Genomic DNA, 19,153 nt, shown 5'->3' with positions numbered 1-19,153 from the left:
AACTGAAAAGGGCAGGGCCGGTTGGCGCTGCCCTTTTTCTTTCTAATCGTTAATGACAACCGGGCATCATGGAAAATAAAAGCATTCCCCAAGCCACGTCGCCCCTGGCCGCGTGGCTTTCTTATCTGGAAAACCTGCACAGTAAAACCATCGATATGGGACTTGAGCGCGTAAGCCAGGTCGCCACGCGTCTGGGCGTGTTAAAACCCGCGCCGTTCGTGTTTACCGTTGCGGGCACTAACGGTAAAGGCACCACCTGCCGCACGCTGGAATCGATGCTGATGGCTGCGGGCTTTAAGGTTGGCGTTTACAGCTCTCCGCATCTGGTACGTTACACCGAGCGCGTGCGCGTGCAGAACAGCGAACTGCCGGAATCTGCCCATACCGCTTCGTTTGCGGAAATCGAGGCCGCGCGCGGTGAGATCTCATTAACCTATTTTGAATACGGTACCCTTTCCGCATTGTGGCTGTTCAAGCAGGCGCAGCTGGATGTCGTGATCCTGGAAGTTGGCCTGGGCGGGCGTCTGGATGCCACCAATATGGTGGACGCGGATGTCTCCGTGGTAACCAGCATTGCCCTGGATCATACCGACTGGCTGGGGCCGGACAGAGAAAGCATTGGCCGCGAGAAAGCCGGTATCTTCCGCGCCAGCAGGCCTGCTGTGGTCGGTGAGCCGGATATGCCGCACACCATTGATGATGTGGCGAAAGAGAAGGGCGCTGTGCTGCTGCGTCGCGGCGTTGACTGGCAGTATGAGGTGCAGGATAACGGCTGGCGTTTCAGCGATGCTCAGGGCGTGCTGGATAACCTGCCGCTGCCGCAGGTGCCACAGCCGAACGCGGCAACCGCGCTGGCTGCACTGCGCGCCAGTGGGCTGAATGTTAGCGAACAGGCCATTCGTGATGGCATTCAGAATGCGATTCTGCCCGGGCGTTTCCAGATTGTCAGCGAGTCACCGCGCCTGATCCTGGATGTGGCGCACAACCCCCATGCGGCGGCATATCTTGCCGGACGTCTTAAATCGTTACCAAAAACCGGGCGCGTGCTGGCGGTTATCGGTATGCTTCATGATAAAGATATCGCTGGTACGCTGGCCTGCATGGAGACTGTGGTCGATTGCTGGTATTGTGCTCCACTGGAAGGGCCACGTGGCGCCACTGCCGAACAGTTGATGGAACATCTCGGCAAAGGCGAAATCTATAAAAGCGTGGCGCTGGCCTGGGAAGCTGCGATGGCAGATGCTAACCCAGAAGATACCGTGCTGGTGTGTGGGTCGTTCCACACAGTAGCACATGTCATGGAAGTGATGGACGCGGGGAGAACCGGTGGCGAGTAAGTTTCAGAACCGTTTAACAGGAACCATTGTGCTTGTTGCGCTGGGGGTGATTATTCTCCCCGGGTTGCTCGACGGGCAGAAAAAGCATTATCAGGACGAATTTGCGGCAATCCCGCTGGTCCCTAAACCGGGCGATCGTGACGAGCCTGACATGTCTCCGGCTGCCACGCAGGCTCTGCCTGCTCAGCCCCCTGAAGGTGCGGCTGAAGAGGTGCGGGCAGGGGATGCTGCGGCACCGTCGCTCGATCCCTCTCGTCTGGCAGTGAACACCAACAGTGAAATCGATCCTGTGCCTGTTCCGGTTGAACAGCCTAAGCCTGTTGAAAAACCGAAACCTGTCGAGAAACCACAGCCAAAACCGCAGCGTGATAAAACCGCCGATCAGCTTGCGGCAGCGTCAGAAACGCCGCCTCCGGCAAAACCGGCCCAGCAGGATGCTGCCCCAACCGGTAAAGCCTACGTTGTGCAGCTCGGTGCGCTAAAAAATGCCGATAAAGTCAATGAGGTAGTGGGCAAACTGCGCGGTGCGGGTTATCGGGTTTACACTTCACCTTCCACGCCAGTACAGGGTAAAATCACCCGTATTCTTGTGGGGCCAGAAGCGTCGAAAGATAAGCTGAAAGGTTCGCTTGGCGAACTGAAGCAAATCTCTGGTCTGAGCGGTGTGGTGATGAATTACAGTGCGAACTGATCTTCCTCTCTCCCCACTGGGGTGAGGGAAACATACGTCCGCAGAGACGTAAAAAGCCTGTGGCGTTGAACATTTTTTCAGCGCCTTTTTTATTTACGCGCGGGAAGGAAATCCCTACGCAAACGTTTTCTTTTTCTGTTAGAATTCGCCCCGAACTGGATGACAGGGCGTTTAATCGTGGGACACATATGGTCTGGATTGATTACGCCATCATTGCGGTGATTGGTTTTTCCTGTCTGGTTAGCCTGATCCGTGGCTTTGTTCGTGAAGCGTTATCGCTGGTGACATGGGGTTGTGCTTTCTTTGTTGCCAGTCATTACTACACTTACCTGTCTGTCTGGTTCACGGGCTTTGAAGATGAACTGGTCCGAAATGGAATCGCCATCGCGGTATTGTTTATCGCGACGCTGTTAGTCGGCGCTATCGTGAATTACGTGATAGGTCAACTGGTCGAGAAAACCGGTCTGTCAGGAACGGACAGGGTGCTCGGGATCTGTTTCGGGGCGTTGCGAGGCGTGCTGATTGTAGCCGCGATACTGTTCTTCCTTGATACCTTTACCGGTTTCTCAAAAAGTGAAGACTGGCAGAAGTCGCAGCTCATTCCAGAGTTCAGCTTCATCATCAGATGGTTCTTTGACTATCTGCAAAGCTCGTCGAGTTTCTTGCCCAGGGCATAAACCCTGAGATGTGGCTTAACGAGGAAAAGACGAATGTGCGGTATTGTCGGTATCGCCGGTTTCATGCCGGTAAACCAGTCTATTTATGACGCATTATCGGTGCTTCAGCACCGTGGACAGGATGCAGCAGGCATCATCACCATTGATGCACACAACTGCTTCCGTTTACGTAAAGCAAACGGCCTGGTAAACGATGTGTTTGAAGCCCGCCATATGCAGCGCCTGCAAGGTAATATGGGGATTGGTCACGTTCGTTATCCTACCGCTGGCAGCTCCAGCGCCTCTGAGGCTCAGCCTTTCTACGTTAACTCTCCATACGGCATCACGCTTGCCCACAACGGCAACCTGACCAACGCCCATGAGCTGCGTAAAAAGCTGTTCGAAGAGAAACGTCGCCACATTAACACCACCTCTGATTCTGAAATCCTGCTCAACATCTTCGCCAGCGAACTGGATAACTTCCGCCATTATCCGCTGGAAGCAGATAACATTTTTGCCGCCGTTGCCGCGACTAACCGCCAGATCCGTGGTGCGTATGCCTGTGTGGCGATGATTATCGGTCACGGGATGGTTGCCTTCCGCGATCCAAACGGTATCCGTCCGCTGGTGCTTGGCAAACGCGATCTTGGCGATGGCCGTACTGAATATATGGTTGCCTCTGAAAGCGTGGCGCTGGATACCCTGGGCTTTGAATTCCTGCGTGACGTTGCACCAGGTGAAGCGGTTTACATCACTGAGAAGGGCCAGCTGTTTACCCGCCAGTGTGCCGACAACCCGGTCAGCAACCCGTGCCTGTTTGAATACGTCTATTTCGCGCGTCCTGACTCCTTCATTGACAAGATTTCTGTGTACAGCGCACGCGTGAACATGGGAACCAAACTGGGCGAGAAGATTGCCCGCGAGTGGGACGATCTGGATATCGACGTGGTTATTCCAATCCCGGAAACCTCCTGCGATATCGCTCTGGAAATCGCCCGCATTCTGGATAAGCCATACCGTCAGGGTTTCGTGAAAAACCGCTACGTTGGCCGTACCTTCATCATGCCGGGCCAGCAGCTGCGCCGTAAATCCGTGCGCCGTAAGCTGAACGCCAACCGCGCTGAGTTCCGTGACAAGAACGTGCTGCTGGTGGATGACTCCATCGTGCGTGGTACCACGTCTGAGCAGATTATCGAGATGGCGCGTGAAGCCGGTGCGAAGAAAGTGTACCTGGCCTCTGCGGCACCGGAAATTCGCTTCCCGAACGTGTATGGCATCGATATGCCAACCGCCAATGAGCTGATTGCTCACGGCCGCGAAGTGGACGAAATTCGCCAGATCATCGGTGCCGACGGCCTGATTTTCCAGGACCTGAACGATCTGATCGACGCCGTGCGCGCCGAGAACCCAGATATTCAGCAGTTCGAATGTTCCGTGTTTAACGGTGTGTATGTGACTAAAGACGTTGACCAGCAGTATCTCGACTACCTTGATTCGCTGCGCAACGACGATGCGAAAGCCGTCCAGCTGCAAAACGATCTCGAAAGCTTAGAGATGCACAACGAAGGTTGATGTTTCGGCAAGTGAGGGCGTTCGCCCTCACTTGCAACTCCCCGTAAAATCCTGCACAGTCAGCCCTGAAATCGGCAAGGGCAAAAATCATGAAACGACTCATTGTAGGGATAAGCGGTGCCAGCGGCGCAATTTACGGCGTCCGTCTGTTGCAGGTACTGCGTGATGTGGCAGAAGTGGAAACCCATCTGGTGATGAGCCAGGCGGCGCGTCAGACGCTCTCCCTCGAAACCGATTTCTCCCTGCGCGATGTTCAGTCTCTGGCTGATGTGGTTCACGATGCCCGTGATATCGCGGCCAGCATCTCTTCGGGTTCGTTTAAAACGGCAGGAATGGTGATTTTGCCCTGCTCAATCAAAACCCTCTCCGGCATCGTTAACAGCTATACCGATACGCTGGTGACACGCGCGGCGGATGTGGTGCTGAAAGAGCGCCGCCCGCTGGTATTATGCGTACGCGAAACGCCACTGCACCTGGGGCATCTGCGCTTAATGACCCAGGCGGCAGAACTGGGTGCCGTTATCATGCCGCCAGTTCCGGCGTTCTATCATCGCCCGGAGTCTCTGGATGATGTGATTAATCAAACGGTTAACCGCGTGCTGGATCAGTTTGATATCGACCTGCCCGAAGACCTTTTCACGCGCTGGCAAGGCGCCTGAATCTGTGCACCAGCAGCGTGCATGAAAAGACAAGTTGCCCTGTTTCAGGGCAAAACTGCAACCGCGATCATATCCTCAACATTTAATTCGTTTTTTCCCTTTTTCTCTTTCCGGTTCGTTCGGCAGACCTGCTATCTTTCACCATTAAGGCAATATCGCAACGTTTTATTAACATATTTAACGTCGATTTTTTCACCAGACGGCAATGTGGCATAAGACCTGCAAGAGAAGCCTGCAACACAACACACAACACAATACATAATAAAATCACGGTACTTGAGGGTAAATGTATGAAGAAGACGGTTTTGGCTCTGTCTTTGCTCGTGGGGTTAAGTGCAGCAGCAGGTAGCTACGCGGCACTTCCACAGACAGTACGTATTGGTACAGACGCAACCTACGCGCCATTCTCTTCCAAGGATGCGAAAGGCGATTTCGTTGGGTTTGATATCGATCTGGGAAATGAAATGTGCAAACGCATTGCGGTGAAATGCACATGGGTGGGCAGTGACTTCGACGCGCTGATCCCGTCGCTGAAAGCCAAGAAAATTGACGCCATTATCTCCTCTCTTTCCATCACCGAAAAACGTCAGCAGGAGATTGCCTTCTCTGACAAGCTCTACGCCGCAGACTCCCGTTTAATTGCCGCGAAAGGCTCCCCAATCCAGCCGACCATCGACTCGCTGAAAGGCAAGCATGTAGGCGTTCTTCAGGGTTCAACCCAGGAAGGCTTCGCCAATGCTAACTGGCGTGAGAAGGGCGTGGATGTCGTGGCTTACCAGAACCAGGACCTGATCTACTCTGACCTGGCGGCAGGCCGTCTGGATGCGGCGTTCCAGGACGAAGTGGCCGCAAGCGAAGGCTTCCTGAAACAGCCTGCGGGTAAAGATTACGCATTTGCTGGCCCGTCTGTTAAAGACAAAAAATACTTTGGTGACGGCACCGGTATTGGCCTGCGCAAAGACGATACCGAGCTGAAAGCAGCGTTCGACAAAGCCTTTGCCGAGCTGCGTAAAGACGGTACCTACGACAAACTGGCGAAGAAATATTTCGACTTCAACGTATACGGCGACTAATCGCTGTGACGGGAATGCACCATGGCAGGGGGCTGTCATGGTGCGTTACGGGTGTCGGTGAACCATTATGGTGCATTGGCGGTCAGTTATTGGCCTGATAATGCATACTTAAGCACTCATGATGCAAAAAATCCCACTGATGGGGCATTATCTTTTGCCTTGCGGAGGCGATTAATGGCACATTAGGGCCACCCCGTCGTAGTAAAAAATCCCGTAAGAATCCAGTCTGTTGAGGATAGATATGAAAAAACTGATATTGTCACTTTCTCTGGTGTTGGCCGTTTCCAGCACAACCGCGGCTTTCGCTGCCATTCCGCAGAAAATTCGTATTGGTACTGATCCAACCTATGCCCCGTTCGAATCGAAGAATGCGAAAGGGGAACTGGTTGGTTTTGACATCGATCTGGCCAACGAACTGTGCAAACGTATCAAAGCGCAATGTACCTACGTTGAAAACCCACTGGATGCGCTGATCCCGTCGCTGAAAGCGAAAAAAATCGACGTGATCATGTCCTCTCTCTCTATCACCGAAAAACGCCAGCAGGAAATTGCCTTCACGGACAAACTCTACGCTGCGGATTCTCGCCTGGTGGTGGCAAAAGCGTCTGATATCCAGCCAACGATTGAATCACTGAAAGGCAAACGCGTGGGCGTGTTGCAGGGAACCACTCAGGAAACCTACGGTAACGAGCACTGGGCGCCGAAAGGGATTGAAATTGTCTCTTATCAGGGCCAGGAAAATATCTACGCTGACCTGACGGCTGGCCGTATTGATGCCGCATTCCAGGATGAAGTCGCTGCAAGCGAAGGCTTCCTGAAACAGCCTGTGGGTAAAGATTACAAGTTCGGCGGTCCGTCCATTAAGGATGTGAAACTCTTTGGTGTGGGCACCGGCATGGGTCTGCGCAAAGAAGACAACGAACTGCGTGAAGCACTGAACAAAGCCTTTGCAGAAATGCGTGCTGACGGTACTTACGAAAAACTGGCGAAAAAATACTTTGATTTCAACGTGTACGGCGGCTAATTACCCCGTCATATAACGTGCGCCCCCTCCTGATAAGGGAGGGGAAAAGACACGGTTTCACTACTCACGATACGACAGGGCACGCGGTATGCTGTACGGATTTTCTGGCGTTATTCTACAAGGCGCGCTGGTCACCCTTGAGCTGGCTATCAGCTCTGTGGTGCTGGCGGTGCTGATAGGCCTGGTGGGTGCGGGGGCAAAGCTTTCGGCGAGCAGACCTCTGGCGCTGCTGTTTGAAGGTTATACCACGCTGATTCGCGGTGTTCCTGATCTGGTGTTGATGCTGCTGATTTTTTACGGCCTCCAGATTGCACTGAATAGCCTGACGGATGCCATCGGCATGGAGCAAATTGATATCGACCCAATGGTGGCCGGTATTATTACCCTCGGCTTTATCTACGGCGCGTACTTCACGGAAACCTTCCGCGGTGCTTACATGGCCGTGCCGAAAGGGCACATTGAAGCGGCGACCGCGTTCGGTTTTACCTCCTCACAAACATTTCGCCGGATCATGTTCCCGGCCATGATGCGCTACGCGCTGCCGGGCATCGGCAACAACTGGCAGGTTATCCTCAAGGCGACCGCGCTGGTTTCTCTGCTTGGGCTGGAAGACGTGGTGAAAGCTACGCAGCTTGCCGGTAAGAGTACCTGGGAGCCGTTCTACTTTGCCGTGGTCTGTGGCGTTATCTATCTGGTCTTTACGACCGTCTCCAATGGTGTGCTGCTTCTGCTCGAACGTCGCTACTCCGTGGGTGTGAAGAGGGCTGACCTGTGATTGAGATTATTCAGGAATACTGGAAATCGCTGCTGTGGACGGATGGCTATCGCTTTACCGGTGTGGCGATAACTCTGTGGCTGCTGATTTCGTCGGTGGTGATGGGCGGCGTTCTGGCGGTGTTTCTTGCCATTGGCCGCGTGTCGAACAATAAATTTATCCAGTTCCCGATCTGGCTGTTTACTTACGTGTTTCGCGGTACGCCGCTATACGTGCAGCTGCTGGTGTTTTATTCCGGTATGTACACTCTGGAGATAGTAAAAGGCACTGAGATGCTGAATGCTTTCTTCCGTAGCGGTCTGAACTGTACGGTGCTGGCCTTGACGCTGAATACCTGCGCCTATACCACCGAGATTTTCGCCGGTGCTATTCGCTCGGTGCCGTATGGTGAAATCGAAGCCGCGCGCGCGTACGGGTTCTCTTCCGTGAAGCTTTATCGTTGCATTATTTTGCCATCGGCACTGCGCATCGCGCTGCCGGCATACAGCAACGAAGTGATTTTGATGTTGCACTCTACCGCGCTGGCGTTTACGGCCACCGTGCCGGATCTGCTCAAAATCGCCCGCGATATTAACTCCGCGACCTATCAGCCGTTTACCGCGTTTGGCATTGCGGCAGTACTCTATTTGATTATTTCGTATGTCCTGATTAGCCTGTTCCGCAAGGCTGAAAAACGCTGGTTGCAGCATATAAAACCTTCTTCGACGCACTGAGAATTATGATGGCTGAGAACAAACTAAACGTTATCGACTTGCACAAACGCTACGGCGAACATGAAGTGCTGAAAGGGGTGTCGTTGCAGGCTAATGCGGGCGACGTGATCAGTATTATCGGCTCATCAGGCTCGGGTAAAAGTACCTTCCTGCGCTGCATTAACTTCCTCGAAAAGCCGAGCGAAGGCTCCATTGTGGTCAGCGGCCAGAACATCAATCTGGTGCGTGATAAAGATGGCCAGCTGAAAGTGGCGGATAAAAACCAGCTGCGCCTGCTGCGTACCCGCCTGACGATGGTATTCCAGCATTTTAACCTCTGGAGCCACATGACGGTGCTGGAGAACGTGATGGAAGCACCGGTTCAGGTGCTGGGCTTAAGCAAGCAGGAAGCACGCGAACGCGCGATCAAATACCTGGCGAAAGTGGGTATTGATGAGCGGCAGCAGATGAAGTACCCGGTGCATTTGTCCGGTGGTCAGCAGCAGCGTGTTTCCATTGCCCGCGCGCTGGCAATGGAGCCGGAAGTGCTGTTGTTCGATGAACCGACTTCCGCGCTCGACCCGGAACTGGTTGGCGAAGTGCTGCGTATTATGCAGAAGCTGGCCGAAGAGGGGAAAACGATGGTGGTGGTGACACACGAAATGGGCTTTGCCCGTAACGTATCAAACCACGTGATTTTCCTGCATCAGGGGAAAATTGAAGAGCAAGGACATCCGGATGAGGTGTTAGCGAACCCGCAGAGCCCGCGTTTGCAGCAGTTCCTGAAAGGGTCGTTGAAGTAAGTTTTGCCCTTCTCCCTCTCCCTGTGGGAGAGGGTTGGGGTGAGGGCATCAGACCGCACCACACTCCAGCCGATATACCCAGTCGTCATACCGAACCCCGTCAATCTCATACGCCTTTTCCAGTACCTGCGTACGCACAAAACCCGCTTTTTCTAACACCCGTACCGACCCGGCATTATCCGCCAGCACATAGGCATTAACCGCCTTCACGCCCGTCTGGTTAAAGGCGTACTCACACATCGCACGAAGCGCTTCGCTGGCGATCCCTTTTCCCTGCGCCTCAGGCACCACCGTATAGCCGATATCTGCTTCCTCGCGGTTTACCGCGCTGATTTGCAGGCCAATATCGCCAAGCGGGGTATCATCATCATGCATACGGATCACAAAAATATGCGGTGCGGTCAGGCGCGCGGCGAATACGCGACGTGTCTCTTTTTCCGGGGCGATGGCAGCCATATAGCGCATGATGGCGCGGTCTTCCCGCAGGGTACGGAAAAACGCCCAGTCAGAGGGTTCGAAAGGAGTCAGGTGAAGCCGGGGTGTAGTGATAGTTGCCATAATTACGCCGCCATGCGAAGGATACGGGCGTATCACTTTACCACAATCTACGGATGGGCTTTACCCACCACATCCCCCAGCGCCTCTTCTAAGTCATACCAGCGAAATGCGAATTCCGCCGCTTCCAGCCGTTTTGGCAGCGCGCGTTGCCCGCCGAGAACCAGCACAGACGCTTCGCCCATCATTAACCGGATTACCGTGGCCGGTACGCGCAATATCGCCGGGCGATGAAGCGCATGACCCAGAGCATGAGCAAACTGTTCATTACGCACCGGGTACGGAGACACCATATTGAACGGCCCGCGAAGGTCGTTATCCAGCAGCCAGAGAATGCCGTTTACCATATCGTCGATATGGATCCAGGCAAGATACTGACGACCGTTACCGATAGGCCCGCCCAGGCCGAGCCGGAAGGGGGGGAGCATCTTCGCCAGAATGCCGCCTTTTGGTGCCAGCACCACGCCGGTGCGTAGCAGGCATACGCGGGTGTTATCGCTCTGCGCGGCGCAGGCGATGCGTTCCCACTGGGCGCAGAGTTTATGGGTAAATTCGTTATGCGGTGGTTCCTCTTCGGTCACCACCACTTCACCCAGATCGCCGTAATAACCGGCAGCGGAGCCGGAAATAAACACGGCTGGCGGAGTATGGCTGCTGCGGAAAAGCTCAACCAGCTTTTCGGTGATGTTCCACCGGCTGCTGCACAGCAGCTGTTTTTGCTCTTCCGTCCAGCGTTTGTCGGCGATGGGTTCGCCGGCAAGGTTGATAACGGCGTCGAAGCCGTCAAGATTCTGCTGTTCTGCCAGACTTTTCCAGATGGCGACCCCTGTTCCAAGCACCTGACGTGCTTTTTCCGGGCTGCGGGTGACAACGGTTATCTCGTGGTGTAACGCTTGCAGGCGAGGAATGAGATGGCTTCCAATCAGACCAGTGCCGCCAGTCAGCAGAATCTTCATACAACCTCCAGGTTTACGCCTGGCGTTGCCAGCTTAACGTCATGGAGACTGAGTCGGCGTAACGCAGGGCGTGAAGTTTATCGATCTCTACTTCAGCATAAGTGACCCAGTGATGTTCGCGTGCGATATCGAGCACATCCTGAGTTAATTTTTCCAGCAAAGAGAAGCGGTTGTTCTCAACGTACTGGATGATGCTTTTGGTAATGGTGCGATAGTTCAGCGCGTCGTTGATGTCTTCGCTGGCGCGGGCTTTTTCGGCCGGGTAGTGGATAGCCACATTGATGACGATATCCTGGCGGTTGGCGATCTCTTCTTCCTTGATACCGATGAAGGTGCGTAAGCGTAAGTTTTTGATGCGAATAATAGCGTCATGTTGCGACATTGCAGGTCTTCTCCGTGTCATTATTTCTTCTATGATACATGAGGATATAACACCTTCCCAAGAGGGGCAGGTGTTTAAATCTGCTGCGCTTTTTGCAGGGCGCGCTCGGTGGCCGGGCGCGTGCGGATGCGCTCGAACCAGTTATTCACTGCCGGGTAAGTGGCTAAGTCAATCCGGTGCCGTTCGTGGGTATTTATCCACGGCCAACAGGCAATGTCGGCAATACTGTAATGATCGCCACCGAGCCAGGGTGATTTTTCCAGCCGACGGTTCATCACGCCATAAAGTCTTTGAGTCTCAACCTGATAGCGCTCTATCGCGTAGGGGATGAGCTGCGGCGCGAAAGCATTAAAATGGTGATTTTGCCCCAGCATGGGCCCGAGCCCGCTCGATTGCCAGAACAACCATTGCAGTGTGTGGTGGCGTTCACGCAATTCACCGCTGAGCAGCTTGCCGGTTTTCTCTGCCAGATACAGCAGTATCTCGCCTGATTCAAACAGGCTAAACGGTCTGCCGCCGTCCGCTGGCGCATTATCAACGATGGCAGGAATTTTGTTATTGGGTGAGATGGCCAGAAAATCCGGTCTGAACTGGTCGCCCTTGCTGATATCGACGCGGATGATCCGGTAATCCAGTTTTGCTTCTTCCAGAAAGAGGGTGACCTTATGACCATTCGCGGTAGGGGCATAGTAGAGGTCTATCATGCTCATCTCCTGTTATGACAAAGTGCCGGGCGATAAAAACGAGTATAGGTGCTTGTTGTAAATCGTGAGTTTTCATCAAGTGACAGGGAAGCAAAGAGATTATATGTTGAGTGAAAACCAGTCAGTCGATGAGGAAATTATGAACCAACCTGCAATTGCGTTGTGGTCCGATGCCGATTTCTTTTCCCCGTATGTGATGAGCGCGTACGTCGCATTGGCCGAAAAAGGGCTGTCGTTTACGCTTAAAACCGTTGATTTGAACAGTGGCGCTCACCTGAAACCTGAATGGCAGGGTTACACGCTGACCCGCCGCGTGCCGGTACTGGAAATTGACGGGTTCGAGCTCAGCGAATCGTCGGCGATTGCGGAATACCTGGAAGACCGGTTTGCGCCGCCAGAGTGGGAACGTATCTACCCGCACGATCTCCAGAAGCGTGCGCGTGCGCGTCAGATCCAGGCGTGGCTACGCAGCGATCTGGTGCCGATCCGTGTGGAACGCTCCACCGATGTAGTCTTTGCCGGGGTGAAAAAACCGCCGCTCAGTGAAGACGGTCTTGCCAGCGCGCATAAACTCATCGATACCGCATCGTCGCTGCTGGCCCACGGTAATCCGAATCTGTTTGGCGAATGGTGTATCGCTGATGTCGACCTGGCGCTGATGCTGAACCGGCTTATTCTCAACGGCGACGAGGTTCCTCAGTTGCTGGTGGATTATGCGACATTCCAGTGGCAGCGCGCGTCAGTACAGCGCTTTGTGGCACTCTCCGCTAAGCGTGCGGGCTGATAAGACCTGAGGCTTCAGGTATGATAGGGCAGTCTGTTTTCCTGAGGAGTGGCTGATGAAACTTATGTTTGCGTCGGATATTCACGGGTCGCTGCCCGCAACAGAGCAAGTGTTGTCTCTGTTCGCACAGAGCAGGGCGCAGTGGCTGGTTATTCTGGGCGATGTGTTAAACCATGGCCCGCGCAATGCGCTACCGGAGGGGTACGCCCCTGCGCAGGTGGCTGAGAAGCTCAACACGGTTGCTGGGCGTATTATTGCGGTTCGCGGTAATTGCGACAGCGAAGTTGACCAGATGCTGCTGCATTTCCCCATGACGGCACCCTGGCAGCAGGTTCTGCTGGAAAAATGCCGTCTTTTTTTGACTCACGGCCATCTTTTTAGCCCGGACAATCTCCCTGCACTCGCCGCTGGCGATGTCCTGGTTTATGGTCATACTCATATTCCGGTGGCGGAAAAGCGTGGGGAGATTTATCACTTTAACCCCGGTTCGGTGAGCATTCCGAAAGGCGGATATCCGGCGAGCTACGGCATGTTGGATGAGAATACGTTAAGCGTTATCGCACTTAATGATCAGCAAGTTATTGCGCAGGTAACGATTAATCCGTAAGTTACACCTCAACTGCAAACGCGCCGTAAGAGCGCTCAGACGAAAAGGTTTCCCGATGGTGGAGCAGAGTCATTTGGCAAGTACAGAGTGGGTAGACATTGTCAACGAAGACAATGAAGTGATCGCGCAGGCAAGCCGCGCGCAAATGCGTGCAGAGCGTCTGCGCCACCGTGCAACGTATATCGTGGTTCATGATGGTATGGGCAAAATCTTGGTACAACGTCGCACGGACACCAAAGATTTTCTCCCCGGAATGCTGGATGCCACTGCGGGCGGCGTCGTTCAGGCAGACGAAGTGTTGCTGGAGTCTGCCCGTCGTGAAGCCGAAGAAGAGTTAGGTATTGCGGGCGTGCCGTTTGCCGAGCACGGTCAGTTCTATTTTGAAGACGAAAATTGCCGCGTCTGGGGCGGGCTGTTCAGCTGCGTATCCCATGGGCCGTTTGCGCTTCAGGAAGAAGAAGTCAGCGAAGTGAGCTGGATGACCCCGGAAGAGATCACCGCCCGCTGCGACGAATTCACCCCCGATTCGTTAAAAGCGCTGGCGCTGTGGATGAGCCGCAACGCCAACAACGAATCCGCAAAACCCGAGAAACAGGAAGAGGCTGAGTAAGCCTTAGCAGCTCTCGCGTAAACAGAGGCTGGAGGCGATAGGTTTGTGATCGCTCCAGTCTCCGTCATTGAGACGTTCCAGCAGCGCTTTTCCCGCTTCAATACCAATCTTACGATGTGGCACGGCCATTGTGGTTAGCGGTGGCTGACAAACCCGGCTCACATCGCTATCACCAAACCCGACCACCGCCAGCTCGTCCGGCACTTTGATGCGGCGACGCTGACATTCGTACAACGCCCCGCAGGCCAACTCGTCCGAGACGCACACCAGCGCATCCAGCTCAGGCCAGGCCAGTAAAAACTCAGGCAGCTGTGCCGCGCCAGTAGAGAAATTAGGCGGCATGGCGGCATTAATTACCCGATTAGGCGACATATGGTGGCGCAGCATAGCTTTGTACCAGCCCTGCAAATGTTGCTGGAATATCCACTGCTCCTGGTTGGCGCACAGCAGGCCGATGTTCTGGTAGCCGCGCTGGATGAGCATCTCAGTCAGCTCATACATGGCGGCCACGTTGTCGATCCCGATATTCATATCGATAGGGTCGGCACGCATAGCCCCCATTTCCATCACCGGAATGGAGGCATTCTTCAGCCAGTGGCGCACGGTATCGCTATGTTCGACGCTGAGTAAAATTGCGGCGGCTATGTTTGACGCCAATAAGGTTTCGAGCAATTTCTCTTCTTGTTCAAGACGATGCTGAGATTCTGCCAGCATTATCTGGTAGCCCGCGGGTTGCAGTACCTGCTGTAAACCGGCGAACATTTCCGAGCAACCTGCTTCGGAAAGATTGGGAACAACCATCGCAATCGTCCATGAGGAGGCCGATGCCAGCGCGCTGGCGGCAAGATTGGGCATATACCCCAACTCCTGCACAGCGGCTTCAATTTTCTCACGTAGTTTATCGGAAACCTGTTCGGGTGTGCGTAACGCACGGGACACGGTCATCGTGCCCACACCAGCAAGTTGTGCAACATCGGCAAGTGTCACTTTACCGGTACTACGTCGTTTTCGGGTTAGAGACATACACCTTCCTGCTGACCAGTCGCGACTCATTTCATCCTTCGCTTTACGTGACAGGCAGTATACGCCTTAAATCCCTTTATTTTCTGTGATTTCACACATTGATTACAATTTGATAGCGCTATCACAATTCTGAATGTTAGTGATTGGTAGCGCTATCTTTGTGATCATGATCGCAGTCAAGTATTCAGGTGTTGAATAAAGTTTGCTCATCTTTTGTGTAACACCGGGAGAGCAAAGTGCTCAAAAGCTGGATATATGATACAACCATCACCCTTCAGGACAGCGTAGAAAGCTGGCCTCAGGCGCTGGAGTTGTGTGCAAAACCGTTGCTCGACATGCAGGTGATCGCGCCAGAGTATGTGACGGCAATTGTTGAGCAGCACCATAAGCTCGGACCTTATTATGTGCTGGCACCAGGGCTGGCTATGCCACATGCACGGCCAGAAGAGGGGGCAAAAGGACTTGGCCTGTCATTATTAAAACTAAAACACGGAGTCTCATTTGGCGCCGGAGAATTCGATCCCGTTGATGTGATCGTTATGCTGGCTGCCCCCGATAAACATAGTCATATTGAAATGATATCTGCGCTGGCGGAGTTATTTTCCAGCGACGAGGATATGGCTGAGCTGCATCAGGCGAATACGCTGGAGGATATTAAAAAGATTATCGACCGCTTCTGATTTAATTATTTTAAACCGATAAGTCACAACATTACGCGAAAGCGTGATGGGACGTACTCTACTCAAAAAAGGGGATAACAATGAAAATCATGGCTATTTGCGGTTCTGGCCTGGGCAGTAGTTTTATGGTCGAAATGAATATTAAAAAGGTGCTTAAGAAGCTGGAAATTGACGCGGATGTCGAACACTCCGATCTCTCATCCGCCACGCCGGGCGCCGCCGATCTGTTTGTGATGGCAAAAGACATTGCGGCCAGTGCCAGCGTGCCGGAAAGCCAGCTGGTGGTGATCAATAACATCATCGATATCAACGAACTCGAAACGCAACTGCGTGCCTGGTTCGCGAAACAATAAACCCTGATCAGGCGAGGTGGATATGTTTATCCTTGAAACGCTGAATTTTGTTGTTGATATTTTAAAAGTCCCTTCGGTACTGGTTGGCTTAATTGCGCTTATTGGTTTGGTTGCGCAGAAAAAAGCATTTTCCGATGTCGTTAAAGGCACAATTAAAACCATCCTGGGTTTTATTGTTCTGGGTGGCGGGGCAACGGTACTGGTTGGCTCGTTAAATCCATTAGGCGGAATGTTTGAACATGCCTTCACTATTCAGGGCATTATCCCGAATAACGAAGCCATTGTGTCTATTGCGCTGGAGAAATACGGTGCGTCCACGGCGTTGATTATGGCCTTCGGGATGGTGGCGAACATTATTGTCGCGCGATTCACCCGCCTGAAGTACATCTTCCTGACCGGACACCATACCTTCTATATGGCGTGCATGATTGGCGTGATCCTGACGGTAGCAGGGTTTGAAGGCGTCGGCCTGGTGTTCACCGGTTCACTGATTCTGGGGCTGGTCATGGCGTTCTTCCCGGCGCTGGCGCAGCGTTATATGAAGCGTATCACCGGTAATGACGACATCGCTTTCGGCCACTTTGGCACACTTGGCTATGTGCTTTCAGGCTGGATTGGCAGCAAGTTCGGCAAAGGTTCGCGTTCAACCGAAGAGATGAACCTGCCGAAGAACCTCAGCTTCCTGCGCGACAGCTCCATTTCTATCTCCCTGACGATGATGATTATCTACCTGATCATGGCAGTCAGTGCCGGGCGTGAATACGTAGAGGCGACCTTCAGCGGCGGCCAGAACTACCTGGTATACGCCATCATCATGGCGATTACCTTTGCGGCTGGTGTGTTCATTATCCTGCAAGGTGTGCGTCTGATTCTGGCAGAAATTGTTCCGGCCTTTACCGGCTTCTCAGAAAAACTGGTGCCGAATGCGCGCCCAGCGCTGGACTGCCCAGTGGTCTACCCGTATGCGCCAAACGCGGTGTTGATTGGCTTCCTGTTCAGCTTCCTCGGTGGTCTGGTTGGGCTGTTCATCTGCGGTCAGTTCAGTTGGGTGCTGATCCTGCCAGGCGTGGTACCACACTTCTTCACGGGTGCAACGGCAGGCGTGTTCGGTAATGCAACCGGTGGGCGTCGTGGGGCCATGATCGGCGCATTTGCCAACGGCCTGTTGATCACCTTCCTGCCTGTACTGCTACTGCCGGTTCTGGGAGCGATTGGTTTTGCCAACACCACCTTCTCGGACGCTGACTTCGGCGCGGTCGGGATTGTGCTGGGCAACCTCGCACGCTTCCTGTCGCCAATGGCGATCACCGGGCTTGTTGTTGCGTTGTTCGCGCTGCTGGTGGCGTACAACGTGTTCGCTAAAAACAAATCTGCGGGCGGTAATGCGCAGGAAAACACCGGAGCCAAATCATGAATGTAACTGAAATCACCCAACTGGCGCGTGATATCCGCGTTGAAACCCTGAAATCACTGACGCAGCTAGGTTTTGGTCACTATGGCGGCAGTATGTCGGTGGTCGAAACGCTGGCCGTCCTGTACGGGGCGGTAATGAAAATTGACCCGGCCGACCCCGACTGGCCAGAGCGGGATTATTTTGTGCTGTCGAAAGGGCACGCCGGTCCGGCGCTATACAGCACCCTGGCGATTAAGGGCTACTTCCCGGTTGAAGAGCTAAGTACGTTGAACCAGAACGGAACACGCCTGCCAAGCCATCCGGACAGGCTCAAAACGCGCGGTGTGGATGCCACCACCGGTTCACTGGGGCAGGGGATTTCCATCGCGGGTGGAATGGCGCTGTCGCACAAGCTGGCAGGCAGGCCAAACCGGGTCTTCTGCATCGTGGGTGACGGCGAGCTGAACGAAGGGCAGTGCTGGGAAGCATTCCAGTTTATTGCTCATCATCGCCTGAACAACCTGACGGTGTTCGTCGACTGGAACAAACAGCAGCTTGATGGCGAACTTGACGAAATCATCAGCGCCTTCGACCTGGAAGGGAAATTCCGCGCCTTTGGCTATGACGTAGTGACCGTCAAAGGCGATGACATCCCGGCGCTGCTGGAGGTGACATCCCTGATACCTGAAGCCGATGCACGTCCGCTGGTGGTGATCCTCGACAGCATTAAAGGGCAGGGGGTGCCGTATCTGGAACAGCTCAGCAATTCGCACCACCTGCGATTGACCGAAGAGAGCAAAGCGGCACTCAACGAGACAATCCGCCAACTGGAGGCTTCACATGATTAAGGTTGCACCCGCAGGACAAAAAGATGCCGTAGAGATGCGTAAAGTCTATGCCGGTTTTGTGGCAAAACAGATTGAGGCCGGGAGCAAAATAATTGCTCTGGAAGCCGATCTGATGAGCTCTATGGCAATGGACGGCGTGGCGCGCGATTACCCGCAGCATGTGATTAACTGCGGCATTATGGAAGCTAACGTTATCGGTACGGCGGCAGGGTTGTCCCTCACCGGGCGCAAACCGTTCGTGCATACCTTTACTGCGTTCGCCAGCCGTCGCTGTTTTGACCAGTTGTTTATGTCCCTGGATTATCAGCGCAACAACGTGAAAGTGATCGCATCTGATGCCGGCGTGACGGCCTGCCACAATGGCGGCACGCATATGTCGTTTGAGGATATGGGCATTGTGCGTGGCCTGGCGCATTCGGTGGTGCTGGAAGTGACCGATGCGGTGATGTTTAAAGATGTTCTGCGTCAGCTTATCGACCTCGAAGGCTTTTACTGGGTGCGCACCATCCGCAAACAGGCGCCGAGCGTCTATGCACCGGGTTCGACGTTCACCATCGGTAAAGGCAACGTGCTACGCGAAGGAACCGACATTACCCTGATTGCCAATGGCATTATGGTGGCAGAAGCGCTGGAAGCTGCGCGTCAGCTTGAGCAGGAAGGGGTGAGCGCTGCGGTCATCGATATGTTTACCCTGAAGCCGATTGATCGCATGTTAGTGAAAAATTATGCCGAGAAAACCGGGCGTATCGTGACCTGCGAAAACCACAGCATTCATAACGGGCTGGGTTCAGCCGTCGCGGAAGTGCTGGTGGAGACGTGTCCGGTGCCGATGCGGCGCGTGGGCGTGAAAGAGCGTTACGGCCAGGTGGGTACGCAGGATTTCCTGCAAAAAGAGTATGGCCTGACGGCACATGACATTGTGTCGGCGGCGAGAGAGCTGCTGTAAATAAAAAAGGCGACCATGTGGTCGCCTTTT

General features: G+C 53.8%; 23 protein-coding genes. 18 read left to right on the top strand and 5 right to left on the bottom strand.

What is annotated here, in order from left to right; all coding sequences use genetic code 11:
• Window positions 1-68 precede the first annotated feature (68 nt).
• From folC to hisP, 10 genes are all read left to right on the top strand, one after another.
• On the top strand, window positions 69-1,337 hold the full coding sequence (gene folC / locus M987_RS21350) for a bifunctional tetrahydrofolate synthase/dihydrofolate synthase (RefSeq protein ID WP_014071140.1): 1,269 nt from the start codon (window positions 69-71) through the stop codon (window positions 1,335-1,337).
• Window positions 1,327-2,028: a cell division protein DedD gene (dedD, locus tag M987_RS21345; protein ID WP_014071139.1), complete on the top strand. Its 702-nt coding sequence runs from the start codon at window positions 1,327-1,329 to the stop codon at window positions 2,026-2,028. Before folC ends, dedD begins: the two co-directional genes overlap by 11 nt.
• A gap of 188 nt (window positions 2,029-2,216) precedes the next feature.
• The gene (gene cvpA / locus M987_RS21340; protein WP_014071138.1) at window positions 2,217-2,705 is read left to right on the top strand and encodes a colicin V production protein; all 489 of its coding nucleotides are present in this window, start codon (window positions 2,217-2,219) and stop codon (window positions 2,703-2,705) included.
• Between the two features lie 33 nt (window positions 2,706-2,738).
• Window positions 2,739-4,256: an amidophosphoribosyltransferase gene (purF, locus tag M987_RS21335; protein ID WP_014071137.1), complete on the top strand. Its 1,518-nt coding sequence runs from the start codon at window positions 2,739-2,741 to the stop codon at window positions 4,254-4,256.
• Window positions 4,257-4,345: 89 nt separating this feature from the next.
• A complete protein-coding gene (locus M987_RS21330; RefSeq protein ID WP_014071136.1) occupies window positions 4,346-4,915 on the top strand; it encodes a UbiX family flavin prenyltransferase in 570 nt (189 codons plus the stop codon).
• Window positions 4,916-5,205: 290 nt separating this feature from the next.
• Complete coding sequence (argT, locus tag M987_RS21325) at window positions 5,206-5,988, top strand: lysine/arginine/ornithine ABC transporter substrate-binding protein ArgT (protein WP_014071135.1); 783 nt, start codon at window positions 5,206-5,208, stop codon at window positions 5,986-5,988.
• A gap of 241 nt (window positions 5,989-6,229) precedes the next feature.
• The gene (gene hisJ / locus M987_RS21320; protein ID WP_014071134.1) at window positions 6,230-7,012 is read left to right on the top strand and encodes a histidine ABC transporter substrate-binding protein HisJ; all 783 of its coding nucleotides are present in this window, start codon (window positions 6,230-6,232) and stop codon (window positions 7,010-7,012) included.
• Between the two features lie 88 nt (window positions 7,013-7,100).
• Complete coding sequence (locus tag M987_RS21315; RefSeq protein ID WP_014071133.1) at window positions 7,101-7,787, top strand: histidine ABC transporter permease HisQ; 687 nt, start codon at window positions 7,101-7,103, stop codon at window positions 7,785-7,787.
• Window positions 7,784-8,500: an ABC transporter permease gene (locus M987_RS21310; protein WP_014071132.1), complete on the top strand. Its 717-nt coding sequence runs from the start codon at window positions 7,784-7,786 to the stop codon at window positions 8,498-8,500. Before M987_RS21315 ends, M987_RS21310 begins: the two co-directional genes overlap by 4 nt.
• 8 nt (window positions 8,501-8,508) lie before the next feature.
• On the top strand, window positions 8,509-9,282 hold the full coding sequence (gene hisP / locus M987_RS21305; RefSeq protein WP_014071131.1) for a histidine ABC transporter ATP-binding protein HisP: 774 nt from the start codon (window positions 8,509-8,511) through the stop codon (window positions 9,280-9,282).
• Window positions 9,283-9,330: 48 nt separating this feature from the next.
• Here the strand turns inward: hisP and M987_RS21300 are convergent, their stop codons facing one another.
• The 4 genes from M987_RS21300 to yfcG form a co-directional block, all read right to left on the bottom strand.
• Window positions 9,331-9,840 carry a GNAT family N-acetyltransferase gene (locus M987_RS21300; RefSeq protein ID WP_014071130.1) on the bottom strand — a complete coding sequence of 170 codons (510 nt, stop codon included), beginning with the start codon at window positions 9,838-9,840 and terminating at the stop codon, window positions 9,331-9,333.
• A 47-nt stretch (window positions 9,841-9,887) separates the two neighbouring features.
• A complete protein-coding gene (locus M987_RS21295; protein ID WP_014071129.1) occupies window positions 9,888-10,793 on the bottom strand; it encodes a TIGR01777 family oxidoreductase in 906 nt (301 codons plus the stop codon).
• Between the two features lie 13 nt (window positions 10,794-10,806).
• The gene (gene folX / locus M987_RS21290) at window positions 10,807-11,175 is read right to left on the bottom strand and encodes a dihydroneopterin triphosphate 2'-epimerase (protein ID WP_014071128.1); all 369 of its coding nucleotides are present in this window, start codon (window positions 11,173-11,175) and stop codon (window positions 10,807-10,809) included.
• A gap of 74 nt (window positions 11,176-11,249) precedes the next feature.
• Window positions 11,250-11,879 (bottom strand): GSH-dependent disulfide bond oxidoreductase, encoded by a 630-nt coding sequence (gene yfcG, locus M987_RS21285; protein WP_014071127.1) that lies wholly within the window; start codon window positions 11,877-11,879, stop codon window positions 11,250-11,252.
• A gap of 139 nt (window positions 11,880-12,018) precedes the next feature.
• Here yfcG and yfcF point away from each other — a divergent pair, with 139 nt between their 5' ends.
• The 3 genes from yfcF to yfcD are packed head-to-tail and all read left to right on the top strand — an operon-like array spanning window position 12,019 to window position 13,880.
• Window positions 12,019-12,663: a glutathione transferase gene (gene yfcF / locus M987_RS21280; RefSeq protein ID WP_041162259.1), complete on the top strand. Its 645-nt coding sequence runs from the start codon at window positions 12,019-12,021 to the stop codon at window positions 12,661-12,663.
• Window positions 12,664-12,718: 55 nt separating this feature from the next.
• Window positions 12,719-13,270 carry a phosphodiesterase gene (gene yfcE / locus M987_RS21275; protein ID WP_014071125.1) on the top strand — a complete coding sequence of 184 codons (552 nt, stop codon included), beginning with the start codon at window positions 12,719-12,721 and terminating at the stop codon, window positions 13,268-13,270.
• Between the two features lie 55 nt (window positions 13,271-13,325).
• Entirely contained in the window at window positions 13,326-13,880 is a 555-nt protein-coding gene (yfcD, locus tag M987_RS21270; protein ID WP_014071124.1) for an NUDIX hydrolase YfcD, read from the top strand.
• Between the two features lie 3 nt (window positions 13,881-13,883).
• Here the strand turns inward: yfcD and M987_RS21265 are convergent, their stop codons facing one another.
• The gene (locus M987_RS21265) at window positions 13,884-14,903 is read right to left on the bottom strand and encodes a LacI family DNA-binding transcriptional regulator (RefSeq protein WP_014071123.1); all 1,020 of its coding nucleotides are present in this window, start codon (window positions 14,901-14,903) and stop codon (window positions 13,884-13,886) included.
• Between the two features lie 236 nt (window positions 14,904-15,139).
• Here M987_RS21265 and M987_RS21260 point away from each other — a divergent pair, with 236 nt between their 5' ends.
• The 5 genes from M987_RS21260 (at window position 15,140) to M987_RS21240 (ending at window position 19,123) form a co-directional block, all read left to right on the top strand.
• A complete protein-coding gene (locus M987_RS21260) occupies window positions 15,140-15,583 on the top strand; it encodes a PTS sugar transporter subunit IIA (protein ID WP_014071122.1) in 444 nt (147 codons plus the stop codon).
• Between the two features lie 80 nt (window positions 15,584-15,663).
• Entirely contained in the window at window positions 15,664-15,936 is a 273-nt protein-coding gene (locus tag M987_RS21255) for a PTS sugar transporter subunit IIB (protein WP_014071121.1), read from the top strand.
• Between the two features lie 22 nt (window positions 15,937-15,958).
• A complete protein-coding gene (locus M987_RS21250) occupies window positions 15,959-17,350 on the top strand; it encodes a PTS ascorbate transporter subunit IIC (RefSeq protein WP_014071120.1) in 1,392 nt (463 codons plus the stop codon).
• On the top strand, window positions 17,347-18,177 hold the full coding sequence (locus tag M987_RS21245) for a transketolase (RefSeq protein WP_014071119.1): 831 nt from the start codon (window positions 17,347-17,349) through the stop codon (window positions 18,175-18,177). The genes M987_RS21250 and M987_RS21245 overlap by 4 nt, the downstream gene beginning before the upstream one ends.
• On the top strand, window positions 18,170-19,123 hold the full coding sequence (locus tag M987_RS21240; protein ID WP_014071118.1) for a transketolase family protein: 954 nt from the start codon (window positions 18,170-18,172) through the stop codon (window positions 19,121-19,123). The genes M987_RS21245 and M987_RS21240 overlap by 8 nt, the downstream gene beginning before the upstream one ends.
• Window positions 19,124-19,153: the final 30 nt, after the last annotated feature.

It is taken from the genome of Enterobacter soli ATCC BAA-2102 (assembly GCF_001654845.1).
Classification (GTDB): domain Bacteria; phylum Pseudomonadota; class Gammaproteobacteria; order Enterobacterales; family Enterobacteriaceae; genus Enterobacter; species Enterobacter soli.
This window is presented reverse-complemented; position numbering and strand designations above follow the sequence as displayed.

What these genes read in the sequence shown, in the direction of transcription:
- M987_RS21255 (WP_014071121.1), top strand. Translation starts at nt 15,664, where the DNA reads ATGAAAATCATGGCTATTTGCGGTTCTGGCCTGGGCAGTAGTTTTATG.
- folC (WP_014071140.1), top strand. Translation starts at nt 69, where the DNA reads ATGGAAAATAAAAGCATTCCCCAAGCCACGTCGCCCCTGGCCGCGTGG.
- M987_RS21265 (WP_014071123.1), bottom strand. Translation starts at nt 14,903, where the DNA reads ATGTCTCTAACCCGAAAACGACGTAGTACCGGTAAAGTGACACTTGCC.
- folX (WP_014071128.1), bottom strand. Translation starts at nt 11,175, where the DNA reads ATGTCGCAACATGACGCTATTATTCGCATCAAAAACTTACGCTTACGC.
- M987_RS21300 (WP_014071130.1), bottom strand. Translation starts at nt 9,840, where the DNA reads ATGGCAACTATCACTACACCCCGGCTTCACCTGACTCCTTTCGAACCC.
- M987_RS21240 (WP_014071118.1), top strand. Translation starts at nt 18,170, where the DNA reads ATGATTAAGGTTGCACCCGCAGGACAAAAAGATGCCGTAGAGATGCGT.
- M987_RS21245 (WP_014071119.1), top strand. Translation starts at nt 17,347, where the DNA reads ATGAATGTAACTGAAATCACCCAACTGGCGCGTGATATCCGCGTTGAA.
- yfcG (WP_014071127.1), bottom strand. Translation starts at nt 11,879, where the DNA reads ATGATAGACCTCTACTATGCCCCTACCGCGAATGGTCATAAGGTCACC.
- hisP (WP_014071131.1), top strand. Translation starts at nt 8,509, where the DNA reads ATGGCTGAGAACAAACTAAACGTTATCGACTTGCACAAACGCTACGGC.
- hisJ (WP_014071134.1), top strand. Translation starts at nt 6,230, where the DNA reads ATGAAAAAACTGATATTGTCACTTTCTCTGGTGTTGGCCGTTTCCAGC.
- M987_RS21295 (WP_014071129.1), bottom strand. Translation starts at nt 10,793, where the DNA reads ATGAAGATTCTGCTGACTGGCGGCACTGGTCTGATTGGAAGCCATCTC.
- purF (WP_014071137.1), top strand. Translation starts at nt 2,739, where the DNA reads ATGTGCGGTATTGTCGGTATCGCCGGTTTCATGCCGGTAAACCAGTCT.
- M987_RS21315 (WP_014071133.1), top strand. Translation starts at nt 7,101, where the DNA reads ATGCTGTACGGATTTTCTGGCGTTATTCTACAAGGCGCGCTGGTCACC.
- M987_RS21330 (WP_014071136.1), top strand. Translation starts at nt 4,346, where the DNA reads ATGAAACGACTCATTGTAGGGATAAGCGGTGCCAGCGGCGCAATTTAC.
- cvpA (WP_014071138.1), top strand. Translation starts at nt 2,217, where the DNA reads ATGGTCTGGATTGATTACGCCATCATTGCGGTGATTGGTTTTTCCTGT.
- yfcE (WP_014071125.1), top strand. Translation starts at nt 12,719, where the DNA reads ATGAAACTTATGTTTGCGTCGGATATTCACGGGTCGCTGCCCGCAACA.
- yfcF (WP_041162259.1), top strand. Translation starts at nt 12,019, where the DNA reads ATGAACCAACCTGCAATTGCGTTGTGGTCCGATGCCGATTTCTTTTCC.
- argT (WP_014071135.1), top strand. Translation starts at nt 5,206, where the DNA reads ATGAAGAAGACGGTTTTGGCTCTGTCTTTGCTCGTGGGGTTAAGTGCA.
- yfcD (WP_014071124.1), top strand. Translation starts at nt 13,326, where the DNA reads ATGGTGGAGCAGAGTCATTTGGCAAGTACAGAGTGGGTAGACATTGTC.
- M987_RS21250 (WP_014071120.1), top strand. Translation starts at nt 15,959, where the DNA reads ATGTTTATCCTTGAAACGCTGAATTTTGTTGTTGATATTTTAAAAGTC.